Source organism: Neobacillus sp. PS3-40 (genome assembly GCF_030915485.1).
In the GTDB taxonomy this organism is placed as follows: domain Bacteria; phylum Bacillota; class Bacilli; order Bacillales; family Cytobacillaceae; genus JAUZPL01.
On the sequence record NZ_CP133266.1, the window covers coordinates 3,535,820 to 3,549,157 of the forward strand.

The window sequence follows — 13,338 nt, forward strand, 5'->3', positions numbered from 1 at the left end:
CTTACGGGCTCGCCAATCGGCGAGTTTTCTTTAAGTGGAAAAAATATGTGGGTTTTGTAAATAAGCCAATTAAGTTGACATTCAAATATATATTTAATACAATTATCTCGAATCAAAAATATTTTAATTAAAAGCAATTATTTTGGATAGTATAAGTGTTCTTGATTCAAACTATAATGTCTTAAATTTTTAAAAAAGAAAGGTGAATAACAAAAAATGGCTAAAGTTTTATATATCACTGCACACCCGCATAATGAAACACAATCTTACAGCATGGCTGTTGGAAAAGCATTTATTGATACGTATAAAGAAGTAAATCAAAATGATGAGATAACTCATCTTGATTTGTACAAAGAGAACATTCCTTATATCGATGCCGATGTATTTAGTGGATGGGGTAAACTTCAATCTGGTCAGGCTTTTGATCAACTTTCTGCAGAAGAAAAGGCAAAAGTAAGTCGTTTGGGAGAACTAAGCGATCAATTTGTTTCAGCAGATAAATACGTATTTGTAACACCGATGTGGAATTTTTCATTTCCACCAGTAATGAAAGCCTATCTTGATTCTGTTGCAGTATCTGGAAAAACATTTAGTTATACTGCACAAGGTCCTGTTGGCCTTTTAAAAGGAAAGAAGGCATTACACATCCAGGCACGCGGGGGGAACTACTCAGAGGGCCCTGCGGCACAAATGGAAATGGGACACCGTTACATTAGTGTTATGATGAATTTCTTTGGTATTCCAACCCTTGAAGGTATCTTTGTAGAGGGACATAATGCTATGCCAGATAAAGCACAAGAAATAAAAGAAAATGCCATCGCCCGTGCAAAGGACGTAGCACATACCTTCTAAGTCTAATAACGAGTTTTTATAATTGGGGCAGATCTGATAAAGATCTGTCAGATTGTCGAGAAAGGGGTATTTTTCTCGGCAATTTTTATTTTCTCAGAATCCGAATACCAAATTTATCAAAGCTCCCTGCAAATGGGCCTGTTGATTTCCGCTCCAGGCACTCGCTTTCCGCGGGGAGGTCCTGAAGCCTCCTCGGCGTTACCGCCTGCGGGGTCTCCAGTGACCTCTATATCCCGCAGGAGTTGAGTGCCCTCCGCTCCAATCAACAGGGGATAAATCAACTTAAAGTATTGCAACACACTTTTTCCAATTTAGCTAAATGTGTTGCAACTTTTTTTATATTTTGGCATGCGGCAGTAAGGAGAGCCTGCTCGGATGCATTCTTCAATCCCCGTAACCGGCAATAGCGAAGACCATGCAGCTCTTCCTGAGTCTGCGAAGCTTCGCTCAATTTTTTCCTTTTTAAATTTATAAAGTATTTTTCCAGATTTAGATAAGCGATTTAACCTTACCTTTTCCTTTGTGCTCCTCCCAAACATGTCGTGTTACAACTTTCACTTTATTTTTTGAGCGTGTACATTGGGAAAAAAATGGGCAGTTCGTAATCTTCTTCAAATCAGATTTGTATTCCCTATATCCCTCACGGGTTGTAGTTTTGTATGTTAATTCTTTGTTGTTGGGGCATATGTACAGGTCACGATCTTTATCGTATGTAAATTTCCATTTGGGAAATAAACCAGTAGTAGGATGGTATCTTCTATGGGCAATGACTCCAAAAATTTTCCGATCAGAAAGTCCTTTGCAAATGGGATTTGTAAGATACCCTGAATCTAATGCTACAGCTTCCACCTTAAATCCAAATCGTTGGACCTGACGGTCCAACCTACTAAGATAGGGAACAGAATCATGAACATTGCCAGGTGTAACATAAACGTCAGTAATTATATTTAACTTTATATCCGTAGTTCGGTGGTCAAGATAACAGAACATTTCTTGTTTATTTTCACGGGACATAAAACCACATTCTGGGTCAGTAGTACTTACACGAATTCCCTTAGTTTCTTTTACTTCGTCCTTATCTTTTAATGGCTTTTTTCCGTGTTTAAGTCTATCTTCTTCAATCGCCTTGTTTAAGTCATCAAAATATTCTCGAGTATCTACTTCCACTTCTTGTCTCGTAAACTTGTTTTTATTTGCATTTGCCTTTAAATGTGTAGAATCTGTAAATAAAACACGTCCGCCAACCATCTTATGATTTATTGCTAGAAGTACAATCTCATCAAAAATCTCCTAAAAAATAGTAGTATCCTTAAAATGGTGTTGACGATTCCAACTAATCGTTGAGTGATGAGGTACAGAGTCCTTGAATTTTAGACCTAAAAACCAGCGATAGGCAACGTTTGTTCTAATTTCTCTTTCTAGTTGGCGTTAAGAACGAATGCCATAAATATAACCAATAAACATCATTTTAAAAAGAATAAGGGGATCAGTGGGGCGTCCATTATCATCGCTGTAATATTGGCGGATTTTTTCTAGAAGAAACGAAAAATCAATATATTTATCAATCAAACGAAGTAGATGGTCATCAGGTACTAATTCATCAATAGATACAAATTCATATTCATTTTGACTAGACTCTTTTGGCTTAAACATTGATTTCACCACTTTTTTTATTATTTATTAGTTGAACGTAAGTTCTTTATTGAAAGACACTCTGTTGATTGGAGTGGAAGGCGCTCGACTCCTGCGGGAGTACGGGGCAGGGGAGATCCCGCAAGCGCTTCAGCGCTGAGGAAGCTCCCGGCACGCCCGCGGAAAGCGAGCGCCTGGAGCGGAAATCAACAGACCAGTTACAAAGCTATATACTATTATCGTTATAACAAATTAACGTGTTGAATTGTTAAAGAATCTGTGTAAAATAATAAGCTGTCGAAGGGTTTTTCGACAGCCTGGCAGATCTTATAAAGATCTGTCTTTTTTAGCTAAGCAGAATTTATTTCCATAAATTCTGATAGCGCATAAGTGCAACTACGCCTAATCATCGCCCTTAGGGGCTCGCCAATCAGCTTTCTTTATTTTAATTTCCCGATCTACGTTTACTTCCATTTTTAGATGGCTATGGTGAATGTAAAAGGGGTGAAATTCAAATGCTTCGACATATCCGAAATACTCTTGTTGTAGTTTTATCCATCTTTGTTATTTCGGTATCATCAGGGTGTGATAAGTTTATCTCTCATGAACTCATTGTGAACAGGTATGCAGATGCGTTGTTAACAAAGAATAACGAACTGCAATTTCGTTTTCAAATCAATAGCAATTTACTTAAGGATCACCAATCCTACAAGGTCAAGATCTCAATCCATGATGATAGACTTGCTTCGGCTATAGGAAAACGTGAAATTATTTATGGAGATGACCAAGTAATTAGAGGAGAATATCTAGAAACAAAAAGCAATTGCGAAACAACCATCTTTATGAACCCAATTCCATTAAAAAAGGATTTTCATATTTATGAACTTGAAAATATGATTGAAAGGAATCATGCGGTCACCATTGAGGTTTTTAACGATCAAGAGGTTTTTGGGCGTGCTTATTTAGAAAATTTTTCTTCTGAGCTATAAAAGTGACTAATAAATAATAAATAGGTAATACTACTATTGTGCATAATTTTGGAGATGAAGCACATGGGCTGAGATATTTTTATCTCGGCTCTTTTTTTGTAAAAAAAGTGATAAAATAAAGAAAAAACAACCATTGAGAGGAAAGATGTTTATGTTAAATAAAGAGAACACTGTAATTGGATTTATTGGGATTGGTGTTATGGGTAAAAGTATGGCAGGGCATTTATTAGCAGCAGGTTTTCCTTTGGTTATTTACACAAGGACAGAGGAAAAAGCAGTTGACTTAATTGACAAAGGCGCAAAATGGATGGATACCCCTAGGGGAGTTGCTGAAAAAGCAAATGTTATTTTTACAATCGTGGGCTATCCCCATGATGTGGAAGAGGTTTATTTTGGGGAAAATGGCTTAATTGCAAATGGGAAAAAAGGTAGTTATTTAATTGATATGACAACATCTGCACCACAGCTAGCCATAAAAATTTTCGATGAGGCAAAAAAGAACGGGATTCATAGCATTGATGCACCAGTTTCTGGTGGAGATATTGGAGCGAAGACAGCGAAACTCTCTATTATGGTTGGTGGGGAGAAGGAAGCGTTTGAAGAAGTTAAGCCACTTCTAGAGCTACTTGGTTCTAATATTGTTTATCAAGGCAAGGCTGGATCAGGGCAACATACAAAAATGTGCAATCAGATCGCGATTGCCACTAATATGATTGGAGTAACAGAAGCCATTATTTATGCGGAAAAAGCGGGCCTTGACCCTGAAACTGTCTTGAAAAGTATTTCAACAGGAGCAGCCGGGAGTTGGTCATTAAGTAACCTTGCGCCTAGAATGCTAAATCAAGATTTCGAACCAGGATTTTACATAAAACATTTTATTAAGGATATGAAAATAGCACTCGAAGAAGCAGAACATATGGATATGGATGCACCGGGATTAACCTTAGCGAAATCTCTTTATGACCAATTAGCTAAAAATGGTGAAGAAAATAGCGGGACACAGGCTCTATACAAATATTTTAAAAACTAAATCTATATAGAAATGGAAAGATCCATTTGGGGTCTTTCTTTTTTTTATTCTTCCTCTTCTAAAAAGAAATGCCAATAAATAAAGATTTAGGGAGAGGGGGCTAAAGTTTGGCATTATTTGAAGACATAGTCGATAAATTCTATGAGCTTGAGGATGGGCGTTATTTAGTAAGGATTGACGGATTCTATCGTGAGAAAACCAAAAATGATTCAAGGCCGATACGATGGGATCTAAGCCTTATAAATGAGGTTAAAGGTACACTACCAACAAAGTTTAGCCATATTGAAACAGATGGAGGCTTTCGAATTTTAATGGATGAGTTAAAGCGGCTTGGGTATTCAAAACCGAAATCTCCTGAGGAATTGGAAGCTATTTTAAATGATTTAAAAGGCTGCTTTATAGAAATTGGTTTATTCACAACTGATCGCAGTGAAGGTTATCGTGAGGTTCGGTTTATTAGAAAAATGGTCTAAAGAATACTGTGAATAAATTTTTCCCAAAATCAAAAAACTATATATGTAAAATGAATGGGAGGAATTATTCATGGCGAAAAAGACAAAAAAGAATGATCCACAACAAAAGAACAAAAAGGGCTTTGATTCTTCTAAATTAAATGAGGAATTTGCTCATGAAATTGGTTCTGCTGCAACAAATAAAATCCATAAAGACAAAGCAAAAAAAGAGAAGGCTCCAAAAAACAATGGAAAATTTAATGGATAAATAACAAATAAATTTATACCCTCACTAAAGTAAGTGAGGGTATAAAAATGCATTTTACTTACGGTATTTCATTAGAAATTGCTCAATGCGATTTAAGCCTTTCTCTAAGACGTCCGTTGAACAGGCGTAGGATAAGCGGAAATAGCCTTCACCATACTCGGAAAATGCACTACCTGGAACAACAGCTACTTTTGATTCTTGAACAAGTTGTAAGGCGAAATCAAAGCTATTTGAAGTGATAAAGCTTGGAATTTGAACGAAGAAGTAAAATGCGCCATCCGGCTTTTCTACCTTAAGTCCCATACCTGTTAAACGTGTAAATACCATTTCCCTTCTTTTTTCATAAACATCTTTCATTGGCATTGCATCATTTATTCCGACAGTTAATGCTTCGAATGCTGCCTTTTGAGCAATCGAATTTGCACATGAGACGTTGTATTGATGCACCTTCAACATATGCTTTGTTAGATTTTCTGGCGCAAATAGAAAGCCGATTCTCCAGCCTGTCATTGAGTGGCTCTTGGACAATCCATTAATAACGATTGTTTTTTCTCTCAAAAAAGAGGCGATTGATTGATGGGCATTGTCATAGACAAGTTCACTGTATATCTCATCAGCAAGAATAAAGATGTCCTTGTCTTTTACCAGTTGTGCTATGTCGATTAGTTCTGACTTTGTTAGGCTGACACCTGTAGGATTTGAAGGATAGGGTAACACAATGCAACGAGTTTTTTCGGTAATGTATTGCTTGATTATGTCAGCTGTAAAATGAAAATGGTTATTACGAATATCAGCGTAAACGGGTTTCGCACCACAAAGCCGAATGAGCGGTTCATAACCAGGATATACCGGACCTGGCAAAATTACTTCATTTCCTTCTGACAAAATCGTACGAAAGGCGATATCGATTGCTTCACTTGCACCCATTGTAATTATGACTTCATTTTCAGGGTTATACTGTAACCCATATTTTTTTTCCACAAAGTCACATGCAGCCTCGCGCAATTCAAAATAGCCGGCATTGTGGGTGTAGGTTGTAAAATTATCCTCAATTGCCTGGATGCCAGCTATTTTTACATGATCGGGTGTAGGAAAATCTGGTTGCCCAATTGTTAATGAAACCATATCTTCTGTATGTGCTACCATATTAAAAAACCTTCTAATTCCTGAAAGTTCAATTTCTTTTACCCTCTGATTAATTAAATGTTCCACTTACTTCATCCTTCCATTTATCCGTATGTAGGCTAGAATATCTTTGATTATAGAATGATTCATATTAATATGCCACCATTTTAAAAATGCTCTACAAAAAATAAAAAACGCCCTGATCTATTATCAGGGCGTTTTAAAGGGGGGGGGGTGGAGATCTATACTATTTTCAGTGTGATTTAATAACCATAATCCCAATCAATTTCATCTTCACGCCAAAGAACGGGGGAAACAGTTCCAAAATTAATCATTTTGTTCTCGATGTTGCAGTTACAATGTTCACAACCACATTGCTCTTTAATTTCATCAAAAATCGATCGATCTACATCTTCAATAAATGTTATGGATTGTTCTTGATAAAGAATAGCTGTTCCTTTCATTTGTAAGCACCTCTTCTATTAGTTATGGTTAAATTTTATTTGTTTTGCTCTCTATGGTTGTATTGTAATCCTGATTTTTTTCTTCGTCTATATCCATGTGAAAACGTTCACAAAATTATCAAGAAGGTGATTTTTAATAGTCACTTGACAGTCAAAAATCATTTTAAGTAACAATAAAGTGTAACAAGAACACCAAAAAAAAAGCCGTAATACACGGCTTTTTTAGAAATATCAGAATTAACCTATTGATTTTACCCACTAATTAGTAACAGAAGTTTGGCATCTTGATATTCATTCTTCTGTTCTTTAGCTAACCTAGTAACGCTCGCCTAATTTTTTAAAGACAGGCTTTTTATAGATTTGGTGTTCAGGTTTTTTGCTGGAGGAATGCTGATCAGTTTCAAGAATTCCTGTATAGGATTGTAAGATTGTTTTGGCTGTATTAAGAGAAAGAGATGCCTTTGGATTTCGAACCTGGTTGTCTAGTTTTCCTAAATGAGGGAGTTCAGTAAAATCCGTCCGAATAGGTGGAATATGAAATGTATACCTGCCGCAGGTTACAAGGACATCTGATTGTTGTTGGCTATTCTTTGGATTACCAGAAAAATGAAGTCCAACTTTTTTTGCCTTATCCTCTTCTATTAACTTCTTTAATGCCTCTTGTTTTAATTTATATAAAAATCGGGGATTGGTAGCCGTTTTTGCATGACGATTGACAACAAATATGGCCTGTGAGAGGTTTTCAATGCTTAGATTTAATGGTGTAGAGGAATGTTTCAAATCGTAATTCAAAATATGTTCTCCTTTCTATCTATTTAAATATTATTATTATACCTTTTTTTGTGCAAATAAATCTCTTTTTTTGTAAAATAATCGGTAGTTCCTGTAAATTCATTATTTTTATTTTACAATTAATTGTAAGAAAAAATAGTGAATTGTAAAAACATTGTATTAAAAATTGAAAATTCTAGAAAAAAATCCTTATCAGGAAAAAAATAAGGATTTCTTTTTAAGCTATTTTTAAGCTAATAAGAATTTATATCGCATAAGTGCAACTACGTCTAATCATCACCCTTGGGGCTTGCCAATCGACGAGTGTTCTAAATCAGATTGTAATGTAAATATAGTTAATTCTGGTTTTGCCATAAAGCGAAATGGAAGCCGAGTAGTTCCAAGACCTCTGTTTACATATAACTTTAATGGATTAGTTTCACCAATAGAATACAGCCCTTCAGGATACTTTTTTGCAAAGGGTGGAATGACCAGTGCGCCAACAAAGGGAATCTTCACCTGTCCACCATGACTATGACCACTGAGCTGCCAGTTAATTTTGAAATGGCTTGCGGCGTCAGCTAAATCTGGTGCATGTGATAACAAGATTGTAAAAACATTTGCAGGTACTCGGTCCATTGCCAATCCAATATCAGGCCTTCCTAACATAGCATCGTCAATTCCGATTAAGTAAATCCTACTCTGGTCCTTTAAACGGATGGGAATGGATTGATTTAAGAGTAACGTAAAGTTAGCAGATTCCATAATTTTTTTGTATAAATCAGTACCATATCCACCGTGATCGTGGTTCCCGTAGATGCAAAATTTTCCAATTGATGCATTGAGTTGCTGTAAAATAGGTGCAATTTGATCAATTTCTCGATATTTATTTGGTTCATCCATTAAGTCCCCTGTAAATAAAATAATATCAGGGTTGATGGCATTAATTTTAGCGACTATTTTTTTAAGCTGATTTAGATCATATTGAAATCCAAGATGCGTGTCACTAAATTGGACCAATTTGATTCCATTAAAACTGTTTGGTATTAGTGAATGTTTTATCTGCACTGATTGAATATCCAGAAGAGTAGGCTCTATTTGATGTGCGTAAACATATCCACCAGAACCGGCTGCAAATGCGGTAAGCAATGCACCAAATGTACCTTTTAAAAACCTTCTCCTTGTCATTTTTTTTCTCATATGATCTACCAACCTATCTCATATTTACCTATTAAATCCTAACAAATAATCTTCAGTAAAAGAAGTGGTCTGTTCATTTTTTTTTAGCTAAGCAGAATTTATATCCATAAATTCTGCTTGCGCATAAGGGCAACTACGCCTCTGTCATCGCCCTTAGGGGCTCGCCAATCGGCAAGTTTTCTTTAAAAATTTTTGGAAAGATATCCAGTGTTGCCCTGATCGGAAAAAAAGAAAGGCTATCATTCAAGCCTTTCTTCAACGATCATAAAGTATATTTAAAATTGACTTGCTCAAGCAGCAGTCGCAGAAGTTAAGATAATCAGGGACGCTTGTTTTCTTTTAATGGTAACTTACAGCTCTACAGTTCAATGCTTTCCATGAAGCGATGAATTGCTCTCTACTAACCCGAACTTGTTTTCTACCAGATAATGGATCATTCAAATAAACATATTGGGAATCATAACCAACAAGTACGACAGCATGTAAATCGAGTGGGGTTTTAATCAATTGCTGTCCATGGTTCCATGACTCCCACCGATCTGGAAGACGAAAATCACCAGTCGTCCATACGACAATTGGATATCCTTCAGATACATGTTCTAATACCTTATCGAAGGGCTGGCCTGTCAAATTCACTGCTCTGTTAGGTAAATATTTATTAATAAGGTGAATCATTGGTTGATCAAAAACAGCATAGCCTGCACGGTTTCCTGTCATATCTCCTACAAAACCATGATTAGGATTTCCCCATCTTAATATGTCTCCCCTTGGTGACCGAATGAGTGGGTCTGAATCCTTCTTGATGGATTTATACAATTCCATTTTATTCGTTGTGACTCCTGCATAGTTCAAAACCATGGCTAAACTTGTTACTTCGCATCCATATTTTAATTCAGGGTTTTGTTTGATTAAACCAACATTTAGCATGGCTGCTGATTTTTTTGTGCTTGAAGACTTTTTAATATCTCCCTTTTTAGTTACGGGCTGGTTCAAAATGCTTAATTGATTAGTAACATGTTCGGTTTGGATGTGTATGGGCACATTAACCGATGAAGCATTCCTATTTGTTTGATCAGTCAACTCAAGGTTACTACAGCCAAACATCGGTAGAAGTGAGACTAGAAAGTAAAGTTTATTCACGAACTTTTCCTCCCTTCGTATCACTAATATCCTTTGCTAAGATCCAATCAACTATGATGGCATCCTTTTACCATTTGGAAAATGGCTGCTTCTATAGACATCTATGGTATACTATAAAAAATTATTATCAGGAGGTACATTAATGGATGCATTGGATATCCTAACGGATCTTGAAAATGTCATTCCTTTTTTTCAACCGATTTTTAGTGCCGATGAACATCGGGTAATTGGCTATGAGGTATTAGGAAGATATATTTCAGAAAATCAATTGACTAGTTTGGGATCATTTTTTCAGGATGATCAAATTCCTGAAGAATATAAATTTGAAGTAGATCAGTTATTACTTGTTAAAGCTCTTGAAAAAGCACTGGAATCGAATGAGGATTTTTATATATTTCTTAACCGGACCGCTGATTTATTAATGTATAACCACGGGGAGCCTTTCTTAAATGAATTGCTTGCTTTTGAAAAAAGAGGATTAAATCTGCAAAGAATTGTATTGGAAATATCTGAGCAAAATTACCAAGGTGATATAAATCAGTTGGATCATTTATTGCAATACTATCGTACATATGGCATAAAAATTGCCATTGCAAGAATAGATAGTGATAGTAATTACTTCGATCGAATTGGCCAACTTGAGCCTGATATATTAAAAATAAATTTGCAAGTTCTAAAATCCACTACAACAGGAACAGCTTTTAATGATATTTTATTTTCATTATCATTATTGGCTAGAAAAATTGGCGCTACTCTTTTATTTGAAAATATTGAGATGGAATATCAACTACATTTTGCATGGAAAAATGGGGGTAGGTATTACCAAGGATATTATTTATCTAAACCAGCTTCAGAGTTTATTGAACATGATCTCCTAAAGGATCGTTTAAAAGAAAAATTTCATGATTTTATTTTGTATGGGAAAAAAAGGCTTGAATCATTCTATTCGACATCAGATTTTTTTCAAGTAAAGGTACAAGAAATTATTTTGAAAAGCAAAAAAACTAGCTATGAAGAATTATTTGAACTTTTAATGAAAGAAATGGATCAAATCGCTTTTCGAATGTATGTATGTGATGAAGATGGTTTCCAACAGTCCCCAAACTTTTTTAAAGGAAAAGATGGTTGGGGAATCCAGAAGGAATACATTAACAAAAATTGGAGCTGGCGTCCATATTTTTTAGAAAATATTTTTAAAATGCGAAATGAAAAGAAAGGTATTCTTTCCGATTTGTATAGTGATATCGAAACAGGGGAAACTACCCGGACTTTTTCTTTCCCAATGAATCCAACAGAATTTTTATTTATTGATATTGCCTATAATTATTTATTTGAACACGATGATTTGTTATAAAAATCCCGTATAGAATGCTTCAAAAGATCTCCTACCTGGAGGTCTTTTCTTTTTACCTGTTTTTTCGATGGAAAACGGTTTAAATTTACAGTAAAAACAATTTTAATGTCTAATGCTGAAGTTTTTTTACGAACGATTTTTTCATTTTAGTAGGATATTTGTTGTTAAAATTGATTATAATTTTAGTTTTGGAATTGAAAGGAGAAAGGAAAATGAAGAAAAAGATTGCTTTATTATTCATGCTATTATTTGCAATTATCCCTTTATCTCCTCAAGCAACATCTGGGTTAGATACAAGAAATGAGGTTTTTGACTTTTTAAAAGGAGCATATAAGGCTCAAGTTTCTTTAAGTGAAAAAGGGAGATCGACAGAGGAAATAAAGAAAGTATTGGATTCCTTTTTTACGGATGAATATCAAAACCACTTTTGGAAGGAAAATATCCACAAAGAATCAGGAAAATTTTTAACATATGGAACTGATTTTGCTCAATACTATATCCCTTACTACCAATTTTCAGATGAAACTAAAGTTGTTATTTTACCTAAGGAAATTTATGTTTTTGAATTTTTCCCTGAAAATACGAATGGGCCCGTTGGATTTAAAAGCCATTATGAAGGATTGTACATAAAGAGAATAGGAGATAATTGGAAAGTGGACAAGTACCTCTATAACAAAATCCCAACAGATGTTATTAAAAAGGCCAATATTTCTGAAAAAGTAAGAGGAAAGAGCGACCGATATAAGGTAAATTAATTTCCAATTTCAAATTTGCAATAAAGAAATTCAAAAAAAAATTTATATTTACTTGGACAAATACTTGTCTATATTTTATTCTGTTAATATTGGTGTGTAGGAAATTGAACTTTTGAGTTCTGGAAATAATCAACTTGTATAGAAACATGCCAAAGAAGAAACATAACAGTATAGTGTTTGTTTTGTTTTAAAGGAGGAAAAGCATATGTCACAGCTACAAGGTATATTAACACGTTTAAAAAACCTTCAAGAGCAATCTACTGGTGGTGAACCAGCCCAACGGTTTTTCGAGGTTGATGGTGAAAAAAAATGCCAAGTAACGTATCATCCAAAGACGGTAACGTTTGAATTGGAAGTATATAATGAAAAAGAAAAGCCAAAACGGTATCAATTTGATAATATCGATATGATTACAATTGAAATATTTGATTTGATTCAATAGGAGCCTTTTTGGTTCCTTTTTTTTGCTTAAATTTCTTAGGTGAGCTCCTTTTTTTGAATCTAAACTCCCTTTCTTAGACATGCTAGTAGTAGGGAGGAAATCAAATGATTCCAATAGTAAAATGCCCAAAATGCAATCATGAGTCTGATATATCAAATGTTCTTACGGCACAGTCGAATCAAAATGTTATTTTTCATTGCCCATATTGTCAATATACGGTAAGAAATATTGAAACAAGTAAAGGATAGTTCTTCAATAAGCCAAAATACGAATAATAATAATCTAGGCGAAAACATTATTCAAAAAGGCATCCCCACGGAATCTGTGATAGAATAGATTTGTTCTATAACAATCATAAGGGGTTTTCGGTGATGATCAATCTTCACAGTGGGGAATTTTTACAGTTGAATATTGTTGATTTAATGATACCTTCTGAGCGGGTTGCTCATGTGCAAATCGGCAATAACCTTGAACATGCATTATTGGTTTTAACGAAAAGTGGGTATACAGCTATTCCTGTTTTAGATCCACATTATAAACTTCATGGATTAATAAGTACGCCTATCATCATGGAGTCCATCCTAGGTCTTGAAAGAATTGAATTTGAAAAACTTGAGGAAAAACACGTTGAAGAAGTCATGAATAAATCTGTGCCACGTGTCAAAACAAATGAATCTATGAAGGTTTGCCTTGAGTTACTCGTCAATCATCCATTTCTTTGTCTTGAAGCTGAAAATGGTTTTTTTGAAGGGATTTTACCGCGGAGTACAGTGTTAAACCGATTAAATAAGCATATCAAAATGATGAATAGAAAAGCGACGTAAGCTCCCAATTTGGGGGCTGTATTATTTTTTTAGTAAGAAG

Annotated in this window: 15 protein-coding genes and 1 pseudogene; 10 read left to right on the forward strand and 6 right to left on the reverse strand. The window is 35.0% G+C overall.

The window, feature by feature from the left end:
* Nucleotides 1-216: 216 nt before the first annotated feature.
* Nucleotides 217-852, forward strand: a complete 636-nt coding sequence (locus RCG20_RS17250) for an FMN-dependent NADH-azoreductase (protein WP_308181344.1) — start codon at nt 217-219, stop codon at nt 850-852.
* Nucleotides 853-1,129: 277 nt separating this feature from the next.
* Here RCG20_RS17250 and RCG20_RS17255 read toward each other — a convergent pair.
* Nucleotides 1,130-2,505, reverse strand: a pseudogene (locus tag RCG20_RS17255) (IS1182 family transposase).
* Nucleotides 2,506-2,999: 494 nt separating this feature from the next.
* Between RCG20_RS17255 and RCG20_RS17260 the strand changes: the two are divergent.
* The 4 genes from RCG20_RS17260 to RCG20_RS17275 all read left to right on the forward strand — a co-directional run bounded on the left by RCG20_RS17260 (nt 3,000) and on the right by RCG20_RS17275 (nt 5,223).
* A complete protein-coding gene (locus RCG20_RS17260) occupies nt 3,000-3,473 on the forward strand; it encodes a hypothetical protein (protein WP_308181345.1) in 474 nt (157 codons plus the stop codon).
* Nucleotides 3,474-3,624: 151 nt separating this feature from the next.
* Nucleotides 3,625-4,503: an NAD(P)-dependent oxidoreductase gene (locus RCG20_RS17265; protein WP_308181346.1), complete on the forward strand. Its 879-nt coding sequence runs from the start codon at nt 3,625-3,627 to the stop codon at nt 4,501-4,503.
* A gap of 107 nt (nt 4,504-4,610) precedes the next feature.
* Nucleotides 4,611-4,976 carry a hypothetical protein gene (locus tag RCG20_RS17270; protein WP_308181347.1) on the forward strand — a complete coding sequence of 122 codons (366 nt, stop codon included), beginning with the start codon at nt 4,611-4,613 and terminating at the stop codon, nt 4,974-4,976.
* Nucleotides 4,977-5,046: 70 nt separating this feature from the next.
* Nucleotides 5,047-5,223 carry a hypothetical protein gene (locus RCG20_RS17275; RefSeq protein ID WP_308181348.1) on the forward strand — a complete coding sequence of 59 codons (177 nt, stop codon included), beginning with the start codon at nt 5,047-5,049 and terminating at the stop codon, nt 5,221-5,223.
* A gap of 54 nt (nt 5,224-5,277) precedes the next feature.
* Here the strand turns inward: RCG20_RS17275 and RCG20_RS17280 are convergent, their stop codons facing one another.
* From RCG20_RS17280 to RCG20_RS17300, 5 genes are all read right to left on the reverse strand, one after another.
* Nucleotides 5,278-6,435 (reverse strand): aminotransferase A, encoded by a 1,158-nt coding sequence (locus RCG20_RS17280; RefSeq protein WP_308181349.1) that lies wholly within the window; start codon nt 6,433-6,435, stop codon nt 5,278-5,280.
* Nucleotides 6,436-6,611: 176 nt separating this feature from the next.
* A complete protein-coding gene (locus RCG20_RS17285; RefSeq protein ID WP_308181350.1) occupies nt 6,612-6,812 on the reverse strand; it encodes a hypothetical protein in 201 nt (66 codons plus the stop codon).
* A 315-nt stretch (nt 6,813-7,127) separates the two neighbouring features.
* Nucleotides 7,128-7,604 (reverse strand): YkyB family protein, encoded by a 477-nt coding sequence (locus tag RCG20_RS17290; protein ID WP_308181351.1) that lies wholly within the window; start codon nt 7,602-7,604, stop codon nt 7,128-7,130.
* A gap of 276 nt (nt 7,605-7,880) precedes the next feature.
* The gene (locus RCG20_RS17295; protein ID WP_308181352.1) at nt 7,881-8,783 is read right to left on the reverse strand and encodes a metallophosphoesterase; all 903 of its coding nucleotides are present in this window, start codon (nt 8,781-8,783) and stop codon (nt 7,881-7,883) included.
* 339 nt (nt 8,784-9,122) lie between these two features.
* On the reverse strand, nt 9,123-9,923 hold the full coding sequence (locus RCG20_RS17300; protein ID WP_308181353.1) for a C39 family peptidase: 801 nt from the start codon (nt 9,921-9,923) through the stop codon (nt 9,123-9,125).
* A 142-nt stretch (nt 9,924-10,065) separates the two neighbouring features.
* Here RCG20_RS17300 and RCG20_RS17305 point away from each other — a divergent pair, with 142 nt between their 5' ends.
* The 5 genes from RCG20_RS17305 (at nt 10,066) to cbpB (ending at nt 13,298) form a co-directional block, all read left to right on the forward strand.
* Nucleotides 10,066-11,277: an EAL domain-containing protein gene (locus tag RCG20_RS17305; RefSeq protein WP_308181354.1), complete on the forward strand. Its 1,212-nt coding sequence runs from the start codon at nt 10,066-10,068 to the stop codon at nt 11,275-11,277.
* Between the two features lie 212 nt (nt 11,278-11,489).
* Complete coding sequence (locus tag RCG20_RS17310) at nt 11,490-12,032, forward strand: DUF3993 domain-containing protein (protein WP_308181355.1); 543 nt, start codon at nt 11,490-11,492, stop codon at nt 12,030-12,032.
* Nucleotides 12,033-12,237: 205 nt separating this feature from the next.
* Nucleotides 12,238-12,474 carry a YkuJ family protein gene (locus RCG20_RS17315; RefSeq protein ID WP_308181356.1) on the forward strand — a complete coding sequence of 79 codons (237 nt, stop codon included), beginning with the start codon at nt 12,238-12,240 and terminating at the stop codon, nt 12,472-12,474.
* Between the two features lie 104 nt (nt 12,475-12,578).
* Nucleotides 12,579-12,722 carry a hypothetical protein gene (locus RCG20_RS17320; protein ID WP_308181358.1) on the forward strand — a complete coding sequence of 48 codons (144 nt, stop codon included), beginning with the start codon at nt 12,579-12,581 and terminating at the stop codon, nt 12,720-12,722.
* 123 nt (nt 12,723-12,845) lie between these two features.
* A complete protein-coding gene (gene cbpB, locus RCG20_RS17325; protein ID WP_308181359.1) occupies nt 12,846-13,298 on the forward strand; it encodes a cyclic-di-AMP-binding protein CbpB in 453 nt (150 codons plus the stop codon).
* Nucleotides 13,299-13,338: the final 40 nt, after the last annotated feature.

Coding starts and splice junctions, on each gene's coding strand:
- RCG20_RS17260 (WP_308181345.1), top strand. CDS start 3,000: ATGCTTCGACATATCCGAAATACTCTTGTTGTAGTTTTATCCATCTTT.
- cbpB (WP_308181359.1), top strand. CDS start 12,846: ATGATCAATCTTCACAGTGGGGAATTTTTACAGTTGAATATTGTTGAT.
- RCG20_RS17315 (WP_308181356.1), top strand. CDS start 12,238: ATGTCACAGCTACAAGGTATATTAACACGTTTAAAAAACCTTCAAGAG.
- RCG20_RS17265 (WP_308181346.1), top strand. CDS start 3,625: ATGTTAAATAAAGAGAACACTGTAATTGGATTTATTGGGATTGGTGTT.
- RCG20_RS17305 (WP_308181354.1), top strand. CDS start 10,066: ATGGATGCATTGGATATCCTAACGGATCTTGAAAATGTCATTCCTTTT.
- RCG20_RS17285 (WP_308181350.1), bottom strand. CDS start 6,812: ATGAAAGGAACAGCTATTCTTTATCAAGAACAATCCATAACATTTATT.
- RCG20_RS17250 (WP_308181344.1), top strand. CDS start 217: ATGGCTAAAGTTTTATATATCACTGCACACCCGCATAATGAAACACAA.
- RCG20_RS17275 (WP_308181348.1), top strand. CDS start 5,047: ATGGCGAAAAAGACAAAAAAGAATGATCCACAACAAAAGAACAAAAAG.
- RCG20_RS17320 (WP_308181358.1), top strand. CDS start 12,579: ATGATTCCAATAGTAAAATGCCCAAAATGCAATCATGAGTCTGATATA.
- RCG20_RS17295 (WP_308181352.1), bottom strand. CDS start 8,783: ATGAGAAAAAAAATGACAAGGAGAAGGTTTTTAAAAGGTACATTTGGT.
- RCG20_RS17310 (WP_308181355.1), top strand. CDS start 11,490: ATGAAGAAAAAGATTGCTTTATTATTCATGCTATTATTTGCAATTATC.